Origin of the sequence: Bradyrhizobium sp. B120 (assembly GCF_049075665.1) — a bacterium.
Classification (GTDB): Bacteria; Pseudomonadota; Alphaproteobacteria; order Rhizobiales; family Xanthobacteraceae; genus Bradyrhizobium.
On the sequence record NZ_CP185242.1, the window covers coordinates 1970487 to 1987236 of the forward strand.

The 16750-nt window shown below is 60.4% G+C and carries 9 protein-coding genes and 5 pseudogenes; 8 read left to right on the forward strand and 6 right to left on the reverse strand.

The window, feature by feature from the left end; all coding sequences use genetic code 11:
* Nucleotides 1–20: 20 nt before the first annotated feature.
* The gene (locus ACOIX3_RS09315; RefSeq protein WP_420969479.1) at nucleotides 21–359 is read left to right on the forward strand and encodes a DDE-type integrase/transposase/recombinase; all 339 of its coding nucleotides are present in this window, start codon (nucleotides 21–23) and stop codon (nucleotides 357–359) included.
* Here ACOIX3_RS09315 and ACOIX3_RS09320 read toward each other — a convergent pair.
* From ACOIX3_RS09320 to ACOIX3_RS09330, 3 genes are all read right to left on the reverse strand, one after another.
* Nucleotides 351–2417, reverse strand: coding sequence for a recombinase family protein (locus ACOIX3_RS09320; RefSeq protein WP_420969480.1), 2067 nt, complete (start codon nucleotides 2415–2417; stop codon nucleotides 351–353). The two genes, ACOIX3_RS09315 and ACOIX3_RS09320, sit on opposite strands and share 9 nt — an antisense overlap.
* Nucleotides 2418–2690: 273 nt before the next feature.
* Entirely contained in the window at nucleotides 2691–3167 is a 477-nt protein-coding gene (locus ACOIX3_RS09325; protein ID WP_420969441.1) for a helix-turn-helix domain-containing protein, read from the reverse strand.
* A gap of 165 nt (nucleotides 3168–3332) precedes the next feature.
* Nucleotides 3333–3560: a DUF5372 family protein gene (locus tag ACOIX3_RS09330; RefSeq protein WP_420969442.1), complete on the reverse strand. Its 228-nt coding sequence runs from the start codon at nucleotides 3558–3560 to the stop codon at nucleotides 3333–3335.
* A 32-nt stretch (nucleotides 3561–3592) separates the two neighbouring features.
* Between ACOIX3_RS09330 and ACOIX3_RS09335 the strand changes: the two are divergent.
* From ACOIX3_RS09335 to ACOIX3_RS09355, 5 genes and pseudogenes are all read left to right on the forward strand, one after another.
* Nucleotides 3593–4422 (forward strand): annotated as a pseudogene (locus ACOIX3_RS09335) (Mu transposase domain-containing protein); the annotation flags it as partial.
* 11 nt (nucleotides 4423–4433) lie between these two features.
* A pseudogene (gene istB, locus ACOIX3_RS09340) lies at nucleotides 4434–5176 on the forward strand (IS21-like element helper ATPase IstB).
* A gap of 697 nt (nucleotides 5177–5873) precedes the next feature.
* Nucleotides 5874–6728, forward strand: a pseudogene (locus tag ACOIX3_RS09345) (IS5 family transposase); the annotation flags it as partial.
* A gap of 68 nt (nucleotides 6729–6796) precedes the next feature.
* A complete protein-coding gene (locus tag ACOIX3_RS09350; protein ID WP_420969481.1) occupies nucleotides 6797–7840 on the forward strand; it encodes an IS110 family transposase in 1044 nt (347 codons plus the stop codon).
* 285 nt (nucleotides 7841–8125) lie between these two features.
* Nucleotides 8126–8602, forward strand: a pseudogene (locus ACOIX3_RS09355) (IS5/IS1182 family transposase); the annotation flags it as partial.
* A gap of 467 nt (nucleotides 8603–9069) precedes the next feature.
* On the opposite strand, the pseudogene ACOIX3_RS09360 reads toward ACOIX3_RS09355, so the two are convergent.
* The 3 genes and pseudogenes from ACOIX3_RS09360 to ACOIX3_RS09370 form a co-directional block, all read right to left on the reverse strand.
* A pseudogene (locus ACOIX3_RS09360) lies at nucleotides 9070–9846 on the reverse strand (alpha-hydroxy acid oxidase).
* 372 nt (nucleotides 9847–10218) lie between these two features.
* Entirely contained in the window at nucleotides 10219–11853 is a 1635-nt protein-coding gene (locus tag ACOIX3_RS09365; RefSeq protein WP_420969482.1) for an acyl-CoA dehydrogenase family protein, read from the reverse strand.
* 45 nt (nucleotides 11854–11898) lie between these two features.
* Nucleotides 11899–13140, reverse strand: coding sequence for a CoA transferase (locus ACOIX3_RS09370; protein WP_420969484.1), 1242 nt, complete (start codon nucleotides 13138–13140; stop codon nucleotides 11899–11901).
* Between the two features lie 207 nt (nucleotides 13141–13347).
* Between ACOIX3_RS09370 and ACOIX3_RS09375 the strand changes: the two genes are divergently transcribed.
* Nucleotides 13348–16026 carry a 2-oxoglutarate dehydrogenase E1 component gene (locus tag ACOIX3_RS09375; protein ID WP_420969485.1) on the forward strand — a complete coding sequence of 893 codons (2679 nt, stop codon included), beginning with the start codon at nucleotides 13348–13350 and terminating at the stop codon, nucleotides 16024–16026.
* 368 nt (nucleotides 16027–16394) lie between these two features.
* Nucleotides 16395–16739, forward strand: coding sequence for a hypothetical protein (locus ACOIX3_RS09380; RefSeq protein ID WP_420969486.1), 345 nt, complete (start codon nucleotides 16395–16397; stop codon nucleotides 16737–16739).
* The last annotated feature ends 11 nt before the right edge of the window (nucleotides 16740–16750 follow it).

Sequence of the window (16750 nt, forward strand, 5' to 3'; positions counted from 1 at the left end):
GAGAAGCTGTTCGCCGACTAATGGAGGCGGTTGACGGGCTCAGCGGCGAGGTGCGGAGCCGGCAGGTCTTCGTCGCCGTGCTCGGCGCCTCGAACTACACCTACGCCGAAGCCAGCCTCACCCAGAGCCGGCCGGACTGGATCGCCTCGCACGTTCGGGCCTTTGCCTATTTCGGCGGCACGACGCGGCAGACGGTGAGCGATAATCTGAAGGCTGGCATAACCCGGGCCTGCTTTCACGAGCCGATGGTCAACCGGACCTATGCCGATCTCGCCCGCCATTACCGCACCGCCATCGTCCCGGCGCGACCGTATCGTCCGCGCGACAAGGCGATTGCTTCATATTGCACCTCATCCTGACAGTTGCGCGGTGATAGGTGTTGCTTGCGGTTTGCGGGAGCGGCGGCCGCCACGGCCTTTAAGGATAATGGTATCTGATGCGATCTCCCAGAGCCCACGGTTCAGGCTGTCAGCGTAGCATTTTTTGATGAGTCCCTGACGGCCCCACTCCTGCACGGTGGTTTTGGCGATGCCAAACCTCGCTGCGACCTCGCGCGTCGTGAGCATACCACGGTGGCGCAGTCGATCGTATCGACTCGCCAGTTTGTAGGCACTGCGGATGAAGGCAATCTTCTTCAGATTGAAGGGCTTGCTTTCCCAGGTGCGCCATCCGTCTCGGTTCAAAATCTCAGCGATCTCGCGGTCGCAATGCTGATCGAGCAGCCGATCGACGGCCGCGACAAGCTCGGGTTTGAACTTGCGCAGCTGGGCGATTGGCAGCGGTCGCTCGAGCTCCAATGTGCGCGTAGCCCCGCCGGACAGACGCACATGAGCAATGATCTTCTGCGCCTTGATCAAGGTCACGTCTTCGATGAGCAAGCGCGCGATGCGCTTGCGTTCACGGAAGTCGACGCGCGGATCGTTCCAGATTTGCGGCAGCTGCTCGGCAAGACCGAGAATACGCTGGCGGACCTCAGCGGCGAGCGTCGCAGTCTGCTGTTTGTTGCGACGTTCATATTCCTCGATAGCTTCGGCATGACGGTGTAGCTTGTTGTTCCACTCCGCCTCAAGCGCATCGGCGACGAGACGATTGTCGGGGTCCACCTTCATGTAGCGCCGGCGGGCAAGTTCGGCGTCGTAGCGCAGTCGTTCGACGTGCTGGCGACGTGCGGTATCGGTCTCGCGGACTCGCGCCTCAAGCTCGCGTTGGACCTCCAGAGTGACCGCCAGCGCCATCGGCGTCATCATCTCGATCATCAACCCGGCGACCGCTGGATCGATGATCTTGCCAGGCACCGTTTGGCAGGTCTTCCCGGCGCGGCGCACTGCACTCTCTTGGCACACATAGGTCGGGACCGTATTGCCATGCTCGCGACTGTAATGCACACCCATGCGGTCGCCGCACAAGCCACAGAGCACGCGTCCCTGGAGCAGCGCCGGCCCCTCGCGCGCCGGCCCAGAGAATCGTTCACCGCCGAATGCGCTCGCATTATCCGCAAGGCGCCGTTGATTTGCTTCGAACCGTTCCCAGTCGATGTAACCCTGATGCATGCCGGGCATGACGAACTGCCAATCCGCTCGGGGAATCTTCACGACGCTGGTTCCGCCGTCGGGCCGGTGGCGTGTGCGCGTACGCCCATAGACGAAGGCGCCGGCATAACGGGGATTGTGCAGCACCTGCAAGATCCTTGAATGCTGCGGAAGCGCCCACAAAAGGTCGCCTTTGTTCGCGCCCGTCCGCAATCGGCGCGGGAACTGCAGGCCTTGCTCCCGGAAGAAACGGACTGTCTGGACGGCGCTTCCGGTCCGCTCAAAGGTCTCGAAGACCAACCGGATGGCATTCTGTACTTGAGCATCCGGATCGAGACCGACCGTACCGTCGGTTCGGTACACCAATCCGACCGGAGGCCTCATCTCCAGCTCGCCGCGACGGGCCTTGTTGAGCTGGCCGCCACGCATGCGCGCTTTGAGGATGTGCAGTTCGGCTTCGCTCATCGTGCCTTTGAGGCCAAGCAGAAGGCGATCGTTAAAGCCGGCTGGATCATAGATGCCGTCCTCATCGAGAATGAGCGTCGCAGTCAACGCGCACAGTTCGATCAGGCGATGCCAGTCCGCAGAGTTACGCGCCAATCGCGAGACCTCCAGGCCCATGACGATGCCAGCCTTACCGAGCGCCACCTCGCTCACGAGCTGTTGGAAGCCGTCGCGTGCGGTCGTGCTCGATCCGGATTTGCCGAGATCGCGATCAATTACATGAATGCGTTCGATCGGCCAGCCCGCTGCAATTGCGCGCTGGCGCAGCGCGTATTGGCGCTGCGTGCTCTCGCCATGTTCGGCGACCTGCCGCAACGTGGACTGACGAACATAAAGGTACGCATCACGCTTGAGATGGTCGGCCGTGACCTTGTGCTCAGGCATGCATGGGCTCCATAGCGAGGGAGATAAGAATGCCGGCGATGAGGCGGGTGACCTCCTGTGCCGGCGGCGACAGATCGGGCTTGGCGGAAGACGATGGCTCGGGGGCGTGGTGGCAAGTCGCCTCGGCACGAGGTTCGTGCCCAAGCGCCCGCATCCAGGCGGCCAAACCTTGACGGCGAAGAATGCCGAGACCAGGAGTTGCGGCGGGTTTGCCTGATAGGATCGCGGTACGCAGCTCCTCGTAGACCGCCGCTGCCTGCGCCGATGCCACAATCACGCTGGATGGATGATTCGTTTTTTTTTGCGCGCAAGCGCTCGCTCGAGGCTGCGCCTGTGCACTTTGATGCCGAAGCGTGACTCGATCGCCTCGAGGCATTGAGACGTCGCCAGCTCGGGCTTTGCCGTCTTGAGTTCTGTAGCGAAGGCAATGACTTCGCCAGACAGCTTGTGGCCGGCCTTGGGGCCTCGCTGGCTTGGCAGCAGACCGGCGAGCCCACTGGTCTTCAATGCGCTCTGAGCTTTGTAGAAGGTGGGTCTCGTAACACCGAACGCCGCCGCGGCCTCGGTAATGGCGATGCCATCGATCTGATGACGCCGCACCATCTCGTAGCGGACCTGGACCAGGTCCGCGGCATCGAAGAACGGATTGCCGGTGAACGCAATGTCGCGAACGGCCTCGGGATTGGGGTTGAGGACGCCGTCTCGTGCCAGCGCCTCGCTCTTCGAATCCCGCTTTCTTGCCTTCGCCATGTCTCGCCTCGGGGGCACGTAAATAAAAATACGCCTCTATATGTAGATTGTCAACCGCCGGTCTAGCGCTAGATGCGGTGATTGGCGGCAAGAAAATGAGACTAGATGTCATGATGAGGCCTGCGCAGCGGCATGATTTGATTTACAATGGAGGCGTAATTGCCTTTACACATCAGTTGCTCGAAGCTGCTGCGCGAGCCGATCCAGCGCGTCGCACAAGGACAGCAAGTCCACCGTGCGAAAAGCGGCTCTGCCCTCCGCAATCCGCTGGAACTCGTCCACCGGATCGATATCGGTGAACGCGCTTGCGATCGTGCAAAGCCTCCCATCTTCGCCGACGTAGACCACACGATCCTCGCCCCAATGTCGCTGCCGGCAGATCGGCTCGAACATGCGGCCGCACAGCGGATGGAAAGGATGAGTGATCCGCACCTTTTGGCGGGTCGTACCTACACAGCCTGCAGTTGGCGACTTTCGACAAAGCCAAGGTCGAAGTCGGCGTCCAAATCGTCGGGCGTTGGCTGCTTGGCCGCCTGCGTCATCGCACCTTCTACAGCCTCGCCGAGGTCAATACGGCGATCGGCGAGCTGCTCACCAGGCTCAACGAGGAGCGGCCGATCCGGCGGCTCGGCGTGACACGCCGCCGGCTGCTCGAGGAGGTCGACCGGCCGGCGCTCAAGCCACTGCCGGCGAGTTCCTACGTGCTCGCCGAGTGGCGGATCCGCCGCGTCAGTCTCGATTACCACGTCGAAAGCATTACTACAGCGTGCCGCATCGCTTCGCCCGCGCCGAGCTCGAGGTGCGGTTCACGGCCCGCACCGTCGAGATCTTCCACAAGGGCGAGCGGATCGCCGCGCATCAGCGCATGAGCGGCAATCACAAACACGCCACCGTGCCGGAGCACATGGCCTCCAGCCATCGGCGCTATGCCGGCTGGACCATCGCACGCATCCGCCAGGACGCTGCCGCGATCGGGCCGGCGACCAGCGCGTTGTGCGACCTCATTCTCGACGAGCGCTCGCACCCCGAGCAAGGCTTCCGCGCCTGCCTCGGCATTCTCAGGCTTGCCGCCTCCTACGGGCGCGAGCGCCTCGACGCTGCGGCTGCGCGGGCGATCGACATCGGCGCACGCACCTATGGCTCGGTCAAGTCGATCCTCGCCAACAATCTCGATCGGCGTCCCGCTCACCAGCGTTCCGCGGACGATGCGCCGATCCTGCATGCCAACATCCGCGGACCGCGCTACTACAATTAGGAGACCATCCCTTGCTCACTCATCCGACCTTCGATCGCCTCAACGCCCTCGGCCTCACGGGATGGCTAAGGCCTTCGCCGACATCGAAGCAACCGGCGAGGCCGCAAGCCTCGGTCACGCCGAATGGCTCGCGCTGCTGCTCGAACGTGAAGCCTCGCTGCGTCACGACAAGCGGCTCGCCACCCGCCTGCGCTACGCCAAGCTGCGCCAGCAGGCGTGCGTCGAGGACATCGACTACCGCACCCCGCGCGGCCTCGACCGCCCGCTGTTCGCCAGCCTCGTCGAGGGCCGCTGGATCGACGACCACGTCAACCTGCTGATCTGCGGCCCGGCCGGCGTCGGCAAGAGCTGGCTCGCCTCGGCGCTCGGCCACAAGGCCTGCCGTGACAATCGCTCTGTCCTTTACCAGCGCGTCCCGCGTCTGTTCGACGATCTGGCGCTCGCCCGCGGCGATGGCCGCCACCCGCGCCTATTGCGCGGGCTCGGCCGTGTCGATCTGCTGATCCTCGATGACTGGGGGCTCGAGCCGCTCGACGCCGGCGCCCGTCACGACCTCCTGGAAATCCTCGAAGATCGCTACGGTCATCGTTCCACCCTCGTCACCAGCCAACTCCCCGTGGACACATGGCACGTGCTGATTGGAGATCCGACTTACGCCGACGCCGTGCTCGATCGCCTCGTCCACAACGCCCATCGGCTCGACCTCACCGGCGAGAGCCTGCGCCGAACCCCGTCATCCGCCCGAAAGACCTGAGCCCGTGGCGCTGTGGACATGCCGCTGCGCTTGGACAACGCAATCGCGTTGCCCACATGCCCACAGCAACAGCAGAAGAAGAAACAGGTTCAAGTTGCGATTCCAGATTGACCTCGCGGCTTGACCGATGCCAGAGAACCAATCGGCCAGAACGCCTCGCCCCCGGGCGAGATCAAATCGGAAAGGTGGGCGACATCGTCTCGGAATCCACGGGCGACTTCATATCGGTACGCCTGGGCGACTTCATCGGAATCCGCAATCGATGACCTTTGAACGCTCCACCGCATCGCCAACGACACCGGATACCTCCATCGTCAATCCCGCTAACCGATCAAATCGCGTTCGCCCAAGAGCGAACACGAGAGAAGCTGATCTCTCGGCTCAGCGACCTACGGAGCGACGTCAACCAGCATGCATTCGGCGTGGAAAAGGCTTCGAGCTTCGGGAACGCTTCTTACTGGTCAGCAGACGGTTCTTGGAATATACTGAGTGATCCCACACCGGATCATCTACCCAAGCCAACGAGTCGTCCGTGAAGAATGCGGATCGGCCTGATGGGTAAGCAGAAGTTGTCTCATTAAAGTATTCGATTTTGCAGGAAAGCCGGTTGTTGGGCCGCGGTTTCTTGCGTTTTGGGATTTTGCTTTCGAGCGATTCGTGATTCCCTAACGGCGGGTCATCGGCATTGGGGACGGCGATGAGCAAACCGCGGGATGATCGCCAGAAAGACCTGTTGCTTCCGGCGCTTGATCAAATCATCGACATGGGCCACCCGCTGGTGCGGTTGGCGGCGCTGATCGACTGGAAGTTTCTGGATGACCGCTTTGGTTCGGTGTGCCAAACCGGTCCGGGGCAACCAGGCCTGCCGACGCGGCTTGTCGCCGGCCTGTTCATCCTGAAGCACATGCACAATCTCTCGGATGAGGTGCTGTGCGCCCGCTGGATCGAGAACCCCTATTATCAATACTTCTGCGGCGAGTTGAGCTTCTGCCACCGGCTGCCGTTCGATCGATCGTCGATGACGCGCTGGCGCCAGCGGCTCGGCGAGGAGCAGCTCGTCGCGCTGATCCAGGAAAGTCTGTCGGTGGCACACAAGACTGGCGCCATTGGTCCTAACGACCTGGAGCGGGTAGTGGTCGATACCACGGTGCAGCCCAAGGCCGTTGCGCATCCGACCGACGCACGGCTGATGCATCGGGCCATCACCAAGCTCGTCGGGTTCGCCAAGCGCAACCGTGTGCCGCTGCGCCAGAGCTATCTGCGCCTGGCGAAGCGCGCCGCCATCATGGTCGGCCGCTATACCCACGCTCATCAGTTCAAGCGCGCCCGGCGCCAACTCAAGTTCCTGCGGACGCGGCTTGGCCGGATCATCCGCGACATCCGCCGCAAGATTGATGGCGATGCGGTGCTGGAAGCGCGCTTCGGCCCGCTGCTCGATCTGGCGCAGCGGGTGCGCAGCCAGGATCAGCATCAGCGCGGCCCCAAGGTCTATGCGTTACATGCGCCGGAGGTCGAGTGCATCGGCAAGGGAAAAGCCCGCGCGCCTTACGAGTTAATGGCATGGACCACGCCCGCTCCCAGCGGCAAATATAAAGCCCCGGTAAGAAAGGAGCGCAAGCCATGTCCCATACGAACATCGTCACGATCGGTATCGATCTAGGCAAGAACGCATTCCATGTGGTGGGTTTCGATGCCACGGGTGCAATCATCCTACGCAAGAAGCGATCGAGAAATCAGCTAGGGCCGTCGCTGGCTAATGTTCCGCCCTGCCTAATCGGAATGGAGGCTTGCGCAGGAGCACACCATCTCGGTCGCAAGCTCGAGAAATTAGGGCATCGAGTTCGGCTCTTGCCGGCACAATACGTGAAGCCATATCTCAAGGGCCACAAGAATGACTTCCGCGACGCTGAAGCCATCGCCGAAGCTGTTCAGCGGCCGACAATGCGATTCGTCCCATTGAAGTCGGCAGACCAACTCGATTTGCAAGCACTCCACCGAGCTCGGAGTCGATTGGTGACGCAGAGAACGGCGGTCATCAATCAAATTCGAGGCTTCCTGCTCGAGCGAGGGCTGCCGGTTCGACAGGGAGCGGCAGCACTCCGATTAGCACTTCCTCAGATTCTCTCGACGCTATCGGACAACCTGTCCTCTCGAGTGGTTCGGCTCATTCAGGACTTGGCCGAGGACTGGCGCTATCTCGACCGGCGCGTCGCGTCGATCACGAAGGAAATCAATGAACTCGCCGATCAAGATGTACACTGTCGCCGGCTGATGAGTGCGCCGGGCATCGGACCAATCATCTCAAGCGCGATGGTCGCCGCGATCGGAACTGGTGACGCCTTCCATAAGGGGCGCGACTTCGCAGCATGGCTTGGCTTGGTACCAAAGCAAATCTCGACCGGTGATCGAACCATTCTCGGTCGCATATCGAGGCGCGGCAATCGGTACCTGCGAACACTGTTCATCCAAGGGGCCAGAGCCGTTCTTTTGAGACGCCAGACCTGGCCCAAGCACGGCTTCGGAGATTGGCTTGAAGCAGCCTCCAAGCGGCTCCATTCAAATGTATTGGTTGTTGCCTTGGCCGCAAAACTCGCGCGCATGGCCTGGAGTATGCTTGCAAAGGCCCGCGACTACGACGCCAATTTCCTGGGTCGCACCGCGTAAAGATACTGGCCGGGAAGGAAGAAAGATCCACAATCCAATCGTGGGCACGATATCACGCCGAGGTTTGCGAGACGGAAAGGACGAATGGAGAAACGGTTCCACCGGCACTTCTGAAGCCTGGTTCGTAGCCATGGCCCGTTGAGGCCGGCGAGTTATTGAGGACAGAAGTGGGCGGATATCCATAATGGCTCGGGGCGAAAGCCCCAATTGAAGCCGGATAGATTGGCGCAGACCGCTACATCCTTTTGTCGATTCCTCTTGCAATGCGGGCGTGGTCCATAGATCGGCTGCAAGGTCAGTATCGCCACCCCCGTGACGTCCCCGAAGGGCGGACAGTTCGTGCTCCATGCCAAGGCGCTGCACGGCAATCCCTTCGACGGGCACACGCTCGGCCCCGTGGTCGCCGACATGGAGAAGCTCACCGGCGTGGAGGCTCGCCGCATCCATGTCGACAAAGGGTACCGCGGCCACAACCACCCGCACCGGCTCAGGGTCTGGATCTCAGGTCAGGTTCGCCGCGTCACGGCTTCCATCCGGCGCGAGATGAAGCGTCGTGCGGCTGTCGAGCCCGTCATCGGTCACGTCAAGGCCGAGCACCGCATGGACCGCAACTATCTCAAAGGCCGCGTCGGCGACCGTATCAACGCCGTCCTCGCAGCGGCCGGCTACAACTTCGGCCTGCTCCTGCGATGGCTCGCAGAACTCTTGCGTGCCATCATCCGGGCGCTCGCCGAAACTGTCCCGGCTCAAAACATCGCTTAAATCAGCGCTCGTCCGCGTTCTTCACGGCGGACCAACGAACCAACGAAACAGAAGGTAAAGATCCATTCGCTCGATCAACTGGCGTTACGAGCGGATCAATAGAACACCTGCAACAAGCTCGCCCGAAGCAACCGCTCCGGTGGGATCGAAGGCCTCCATCGCCAAAGCCTTGGCGAAGCGCTAGGCTGCGCTCGTTCTTCATTGATCGGGTTTCCGTTACGGCTCTCGCTCGTCAAGTCATGCCGCCGATGATAGCGGAATGTCCGGACCGGCACGGCGTGGGATCCCAGCTGATGCAGGCGCCGTTTGCGGTCCAGTATCCCGTGTTATGATTTTGGCCGACTTAAGTAATGAGGCCCAGCTGTCCAACGCTGCTAGAACCGATCTGCGCCATTACCGCATCGATCTCCTTGCGCATGATCTCGATAGCGCGCTTGGACGCCGGCCGCGCCGCCCGCCGCAGTACCTTACAAGGGCGGACGACCGAACAGCACGAAGCGCGCGCCCAGACAAATCGCAATGACGACATCGGAGCCGCGCCTGACTCCACTCTCGAGGATGAGTTCGGCGCGGTCTTCAACTTGTGTGCGGATAGCTGGCGGCACCTCCAGCGGGGACGGAGCGGCATCGAGCTGGCGGCCGCCATGGTTCGACACGATGATGGCCTGCACGCCAAGCTGCACGGCGCGCATCGCATCCTCCTGATGCAGGATGCCTTTGATGACGAGATTCCCGGGCCATAACGATCGAATGCGCGCGAGCGTTGACCAGGTGACCATCGGGGCGGGGGTCAGCGTGCCATAGAGGTCGGCGAGCTCACCGGAACAGGCGCCCTTGGGCGCGTAGGGCGCCCAGTTCTCCATCAGCGGAATGCCGCCAGACATCATGAAGCCAATGAGCCACCCTGGATGCCGCAGCACCTCTAGCAGAATCGACGGGGTCATCTTCAGCGGCCGAGCAAAACCATTGCGCTTGTTACGTTCACGGTTCGCGTTTACGGGCACGTCGACAGTGATGACGAGCGTTGAGAGCGCGAGATCGCGGGCCCTGCGTACCAGGTCCTCGGTGATCTCAGGTTTGGACGCGCCATAGATCTGCAACCATGCGTTCTACGGGGCGACCTTAGCGGCAGCCTCGATTGAGGCATTGCTCGCGCTCGACATTAGATAGGGGATGTTGGCTTCTTGAGCCGCCTGCGCCAACATCAGGTCGGCATTGGGCCGGAACAAGCCGACGAGACCCATGGGCGAGATGCCGAAGGGATGGGGCGTAGCTACGGCCGAAGAGCGTCGCAGTAAAGTATGGCGCGCGAAAGCTTCTCGGTTTGCGCCGCGGGCGAAGTTCGTCGTCGACGCCTCCCTCGATGAGGTCGAAGGCGATCTTCGGCAGCCGCCGCTTTGCCATTAGGCGCAGGTCATCCAAGTTGACGGCTCGGTTCATGTTCATGCAATCGGACTCGCGTGTAAGTTCTAGGGGTTAGACTGCCACAAGGACGGCACGTCGTGAACGGTCTGGGCGTCGACCCAGTCTGAGTGGTCTCCCGGAATGCGGAACTCATCAAGCATGCGGGCACAGACCCGGCATTCGATCTTCTCAGGCGGAGCGACCATCGTTCGTCACGCTGCGTCGCTATTAAGGAGACCGCGCGCAACAACTTGCGCCTGAATTTCGGCAGCACCCTCAAAGATACTGAGTATCCGCGCGTCGCAAAGAACACGACTAATTTCATATTCAAGGGCGTACCCGTTGCCGCCGTGAATCTGCAGTGAAACGTCTGCGACGGACCAAGCCACACGAGCCGCGATCAGCTTGGCCATTCCGGCTTCGACGTCGCATCTGCGGCCGGCGTCTTTGGCCCGCGCGGCGCTGTACGTCGCTTCCCTTGCCAGAAGGATTTCGGCCGTCATCGTAGCAAGTTTGTCCGATATCCGGGGAAATTCTACGATGGCTTTTCCAAACTGAATTCGTTCCTTAGCGTAGGTAAGTCCGAGTTCAAGGGCCCGCCGCGCTACCCCGACAGCTCGAGCCGCTGTCTGGATGCGCGCGCCTTCAAACGTGCGCATAAGCTGCTTAAATCCCTGGCCCTCTGCATTCCCGAGCAGACCGTCTTGGGGAATTTCGAATCCGTCGAAGGCGATGTCGTACTCGCGCATGCCTCTGTAGCCGAGGACATCGATTTCGCTTCCGCTCATCCCTCGGACCGGGAACGGATTGCCCGGAAGGCCCCTCGGTTTCTCGGCGACAAACATCGAGAGCCCCGCATATCCGTGAGCTTCCGGTAGAGTACGTGCGAGCACTGTCATCAAGTCACTTCGGGAAGCATGCGTGATCCAGGTCTTTGCGCCGAACATGCGCCAGCTTCCATCGGGTTCACGGGTGGCGCGCGTTCGAAGATTTCCGAGATCGGATCCTGTGTCTGGCTCCGTAAAAACGGCCGTCGGCAGAAATTCACCTGAGGCGATCCTCGGGAGCCACCTGTTCTTTTGCGCCTCAGTGCCAGCGAGGCTTATCAATTCAGCTGCTATTTCGGACCGAGTGCCAAGTGATCCTGCCGCGATCCATGACCGACTGAGTTCCTCGGTGACCACGCACATCGCGAGTTTGCCGAGCCCCAAGCCGCCGAACTCAGGGGCGATGGAGATGCCAAAAATACCGAGGCCGGCCATTTCTTGGACAATCTCGTCGGGGATGAGAGCGTCCTCAAGGTGCCACTTATGGGCCTCAGGAAGAATACGTTCATCTGCAAAGCGTCTGACTTCCGCTCGGAAGGAGTCGAGCGTCTCATCGTCCAGCGTATCTTCCAGGCGACTGCCTTCCGCCAAAAGCCTGGCCAGTTCCGAGCGCACTCCCGACCAGTCCGCGAGCACAAATTTGGCCACGCAATCGTTTGCCGCCAGCTCCGCGGCCGCTTGGGATAGACCAAGCTCCGGCGGCCGGACAATCTCATTCTGCGTCATCGGGACCCCGCCGATGAGCTGACCAAGGTACTCGGAGAAGCCGATAATGATCGTGCGTTCGCTCAGTGGGTGGAGCCTACCGGACAATGCGCGTCGCTGATACCAGTCTGCAGTTGCCGAAAGGCACTCGCTGAGGGTAGCGATCCAGGCAAAGCCATGAGTGGCCCGTTGCCTTCGATCAAATTCGCACGTTGAGACGCGGTCGCCTTTCATGACATTTCGAGAAAGCGCAACTTTCGCCGCAGCGACAAACTGCTTTGCGGCTGCCGCGGCGCCGAGCGCGGTTGTGACCAAGCGCTCACCACAGAGTGGCTCGAATCCCATCGTCTGTGCCGTCCTTTAGCTTGGCGAGAGAAGGCGATCCGGCAAGCGAATCACGCCTTGGTCATGAAGGCTCGCGAGAGCGGCGCTGGGAACGCGAAGAAGGGTGGTCAACACTTCTTCAGTATCCTGGCCCAAGGCGGGGGCGGGATATGGATTGCGACGAGCTTCGCTTGAAAATGAAGCCGGAAACCCCGGTGTCGGATACCTGCAGCCGCTCGGATGTTCCACGTTTGCAAAGATGGGATTAGATTCAACAAAACTCGGGTCGTCAGTGAGCGCCTCTTGCACGGTCCTGTAGACACCGAAACAAACCCCCGACGACTTAAACCGCTGCGAAAGGGCCGCCAGCGTGTATCGTGCTACGGCCTGCTCAACGATTGCGTCAATGCGCTCTCGATGCAGAAAGCGGGCCCCTTCGTCGGACTCCAACGAAATGCCAAGTTCGGCTTCAAGCGCACGGATAGGGGTTTCCAGATCAAGAGCGGCTATCAAGGCTTTCCATTGTTTAGACGTCAGCGCGACAATCATGACGCGCTTGCCGTCAGCGCAGCCAAAGTCCCGGCCGAAGGCGCCATACAGGCTGTTGCCGAATTTTGGTCGGTCGGCGCCGGAGATGGCGACCTCCGCGATTTGTCCGAGAGTGCCCAAGGTTGCGGCCGCAACGTCGCTCAGCGGAATGCGTATATGTTGACCGAGTCCCGTGCACTTCCGATATTCGATCGCCGCAAGGACCGAGACAGCGGCAGTTGAACCTGCAAGCAGGTCCCATGCGGGAAGAACGTGGTTTATGGGAACGTGCTCATCGCCTTCCGGGCCAGTCATGTAGGGAATCCCAACCGCGCAGTTCACGGTGTAGTCGACCGCTGAAGCACCGTCGGCATGACCGAGAATACGGGCGGTCACGAGGTCCGGCCTGACACTGCAAAGACTGTCGTGGGAGAGGAATCCGGTCTCTGGATAGTTGGTGACGAAGATTCCACCATCTTTGCCTTCGGCGGTGACGATGGCAATCGCTAACTCACGTCCCTCTGGCATTGCAAGATTCAGAGCGACGGACTTCTTTCCTTTGTTCAGGCCCTCCCAATAGAAACTGTCTCCGCCAGGACCGAGCGGCCAGCGGCGATAGTCGGGACCGCCGCCAATGGCGTCGAACCGGATGACATCCGCTCCAAGTTGGGAGAGCAGCAACGTGCAATATGGCGCCGCAATGAAGGAAGCACCCTCGACAACCCTTATATCTGACAGCAGCCTGTACACGGCTCTCGTCCTCCTAAGCCGCTGCGACAGCAGCTTTCTCTGCTGTCGATCATTCCGTTGACGAGAGGTCCGCGCAACCCAGCATCGCATAGAAATTCACCAGATGAATAAATAATCCAAAAACTGTGTCTCGTATCGAGGGGCGCGGATATCGCTACGTGAGTCGGCGACGACAAGCGTTCGACCCCTTGCAACGAGCAAACGCGAATGAACCTCCCGCTTTCTGGTGACAGCTCCTTTTTTCTGAATTTGTACGCCCGGTACTTGAAGGACCCGCGGTCAGTACCGGCCGACTGGGTCATTCATTTCGAATCCCTCAATGACGGCCAGATTCGAACAATCGAGCAAGATGAGGCCGCGATAGCGGCGCTCGTGCAGGCGTTCCGTTCTTACGGCCACAAGGAAGCGCAATTGGACCCCCTTGGCTTGGCGCCGACCATTCACTCTCCTGAAATTGCCCAGGCAAAGGACCGCTTACGCTCCGCGCGGGTCAAACTATCTGTCGCAGGCAGTCCTATGGAGGTGACCAAAGAGAGGGCGGACGAGATTCTTCGCCGTGCTTATTGTCGGCACGTGGCTTTGGAAGCGGCTCATCTCGATGCTCCGGAGGATCGTTCGTGGATATGCGAGCTCTTCGAGAAGGAGGTTTTGGCTGAAGCTGACGAGCGCGTGCTGACCTCCGCGATGGAGGCCGTCCTGCTGGTGGACGAATTCGAGCGGTTCATCAAGACCAAATGGCCGACGAAAAAGCGATTTGGTAGCGAAGGCTCCGAATCTTCAACGGTCATTCTGAAGGAAATCCTGCGAGAGGCTGCGAGTGCGGGTCAGAGAGAGATTGTGGTCGGAGGCATGCACCGTGGTCGGCTAGCAACGCTTGCGACCGTATTCGGCAAGTCCTTGCCCGTCCTGCTTTCGGAGATCAAAGGACGAGACATCACTGCCGGGGACGAGCTCTTCACTGGCGACGTCCCTTATCACAATGGCCTTATTGCAACTGTGGAAACGGGATGCGGGGCCGTAGAAGTGCGCGTCCTCCCGCATCCCTCACATCTGATCGTGGTCGCGCCAGTAGCCGCTGGGGCAGCGAGGGCTCGCCAGGAGCTGCACGCTCGTCAAGGCAGTCCTGGAGCCGTCCTCCCTGTTCTCATGCACACAGATGCGGCCTTTGCCGGCCAGGGTCTCGTCAGCGAACTGCTGCAAATGAATGGCTTGGCTGGCTACTCGCCGGGCGGAACCATCCATCTCGTCGTCAACAATCAGATCGGGTTCACGACTTTGCCTGCAGAAGGTCGCTCAACGCCACATCCAACGGATATCGGAAAGGCGTATGGCATTCCAATTCTACATGTGAATGGGGATGATCCGATCGCTGCAGCGGCTGCAGCGCGGGTCGCCTACGCGTGGCGACATCGCACCGGGCGAGACGTGATCATTGACCTCGTGTGCTATCGTCGGAACGGCCATAACGAGCTCGACGAGCCACGCTTTACACAGCCAGTCAGTTGCACCGCTATTGAAAAGCATCCGAGCTTGAGGACGCTTTTTTCGGAACATGTCCGAACTCGTTCGCGCGAAGCTTTCGAAGCCGCGGAGGCTCGGCGAGCGGCGTTCGCGCTACGACTCACCGAGTCGTGCGAGACCTTTGACAAGCTGCGATTCAATGACGTTCTGGCCGAAACGATCGTCTTCCCGAAGACACAAATCGGATATGGCTCGGAAACCGATCCGCATACGGGCGTCGATCTGGAGACGCTTAGGAGTCTGGGTCGCACGATTACCGAGATCCCGGACGATCTTTCGCCTAATGCGAAGGCGCGTGCCTTCCTGAAGTTTCGATGGGACGGTATTCAGAAGGGCATAGGGATTACTATGGCTACGGCGGAAGCACTCGCCTTCGCGAGCCTGCTCCACGAAGGAACTTCGGTTCGCTTGAGCGGGCAAGACTGTATCCGTGGAACTTTCACACAGCGTCATTTAGCAATCCACGACCTACGGGATGGCCGTTCGCTCGTACCGCTAAGTATGCTTGCCCGGGACGGGGTCCGATTTGACGCCGTCAATTCGCCGCTGACTGAGTACGGCGTGCTCGCTTTCGAGTTCGGGATGAGCCTCGCGGACCCGAATCGGCTCATCGTTTGGGAAGCCCAATTCGGCGACTTCCTGAACGGGGCGCAGGTCGTGGTAGATCAATATATAGTAAGCTCCCAGTCGAAGTGGCAGATGCAATCTTCGCTCGTCATCGCACTGCCACATGGTTTGGAGGGGCAGGGTCCCGACCACTCGTCGGCGCGCATCGAAAGAATTCTTCAAAGCTGCGCCGGCGGAAATATCACCGTCGCGTTCCCATCCACGCCAGCGAACCTGTTTCACCTGCTGCGCCGGCAACAACGGAGCGTACGGCGAGCACCACTTTTTCTGATCGCGCCGAAATCTCTCCTGCGCGAAAAGGCATGTCAATCGGAGCTGTCGGAACTGGCGTCCGGGACACGATTCCACTCAGTCATCGTCACAGAGGCGTCGCGCCATTGTGACCGGATCATCTTTTGTGCCGGGAAGATCTTTTACCCCCTCAATGAAATGCGTTTGTGGGAAAGCGCCTCGGAAGTCGCCTTGGCGCGTATTGAGCAGCTTTACCCATTTCCAAACAAAGACATCACTGAGGTGCTCGCCAAGCATCCCAAGGCCGAATTGGTTTGGTGCCAAGAAGAGCCGGAGAATCAGGGCGCCTTCTACTACATGAGCAGGATGTTCAGAGAAATCGACCTGCGCCGGCCTCTGCGCTATGTCGGGCGCGCCCCGATGGCCGCGGCTGCGGGCGGGTCGATTGATCGACATGAACGCGAGCAAGCCGAAATCGTTGCGGCTGCGATACGATGTTCTCGCTAGCTTACAAAAGCCAAAATCCGATTCTTCTTATCGAACGTTGAAAGCAGAGAGAGCGATGGAAGACATGAAGCAGCGTGACTCAGTTCTCGAACGCGTGCGCGGACTTGCTACGGCCACCTTAGAAGATGCATTGGACGCGCTCGGCCTTTCTGGGGTTATGTCGGACATCACCCGCAGAACTGGAGGTGGAAGGGTGGCTGGGTTTGCCCAGACAATGCTCCAGCAAGTCGCCTCATTTGGCAGTTTCTCGTTGGAGGACTTCGCTGTCGGGTCGGCAATTCGATGCGACCTCCCGGCATACTGTGCTCGTTCGATACGGGCTCGGCTGATATCTGAACATTCGGCGGACTGGCTGCGCTCGCGCTCACATGAACAATGCGGCCGGCGCTTTGGCGGACGGTGGATGCGGGGATGTCGCGGAAATCGCTCGCCTTGGGCTGAAGGTTGCAAGTCGAACGGTTACGCCCCGCACTGGCAAAGGTCGGCTCCGGATCGTTTCACGAGGCGAGGCCATTACCTGTGGTAGAGTTTGCGTCTGTCCGGACGATTTGATCGTCATGGACGACACCGGAATGGTTTTGGTACCGCAGGACAAGATTCTGGCCGTCCTGACCGCCGCTGAAGATCTGGATCGTCGTGATGCGGGTTTTGCAGAGCGCTTGAAGACCGATGGTAGGTTCGCTCGGGCGGCGGCATCGCTCAAGCACGCTTGAGAGCGGACGGA

Coding starts and splice junctions, on each gene's coding strand:
- ACOIX3_RS09315 (WP_420969479.1), top strand. CDS start 21: ATGGAGGCGGTTGACGGGCTCAGCGGCGAGGTGCGGAGCCGGCAGGTC.
- ACOIX3_RS09320 (WP_420969480.1), bottom strand. CDS start 2,417: ATGCCTGAGCACAAGGTCACGGCCGACCATCTCAAGCGTGATGCGTAC.
- ACOIX3_RS09325 (WP_420969441.1), bottom strand. CDS start 3,167: ATGGCGAAGGCAAGAAAGCGGGATTCGAAGAGCGAGGCGCTGGCACGA.
- ACOIX3_RS09330 (WP_420969442.1), bottom strand. CDS start 3,560: ATGTTCGAGCCGATCTGCCGGCAGCGACATTGGGGCGAGGATCGTGTG.
- ACOIX3_RS09350 (WP_420969481.1), top strand. CDS start 6,797: ATGTCCCATACGAACATCGTCACGATCGGTATCGATCTAGGCAAGAAC.
- ACOIX3_RS09375 (WP_420969485.1), top strand. CDS start 13,348: ATGAACCTCCCGCTTTCTGGTGACAGCTCCTTTTTTCTGAATTTGTAC.
- ACOIX3_RS09380 (WP_420969486.1), top strand. CDS start 16,395: ATGAACAATGCGGCCGGCGCTTTGGCGGACGGTGGATGCGGGGATGTC.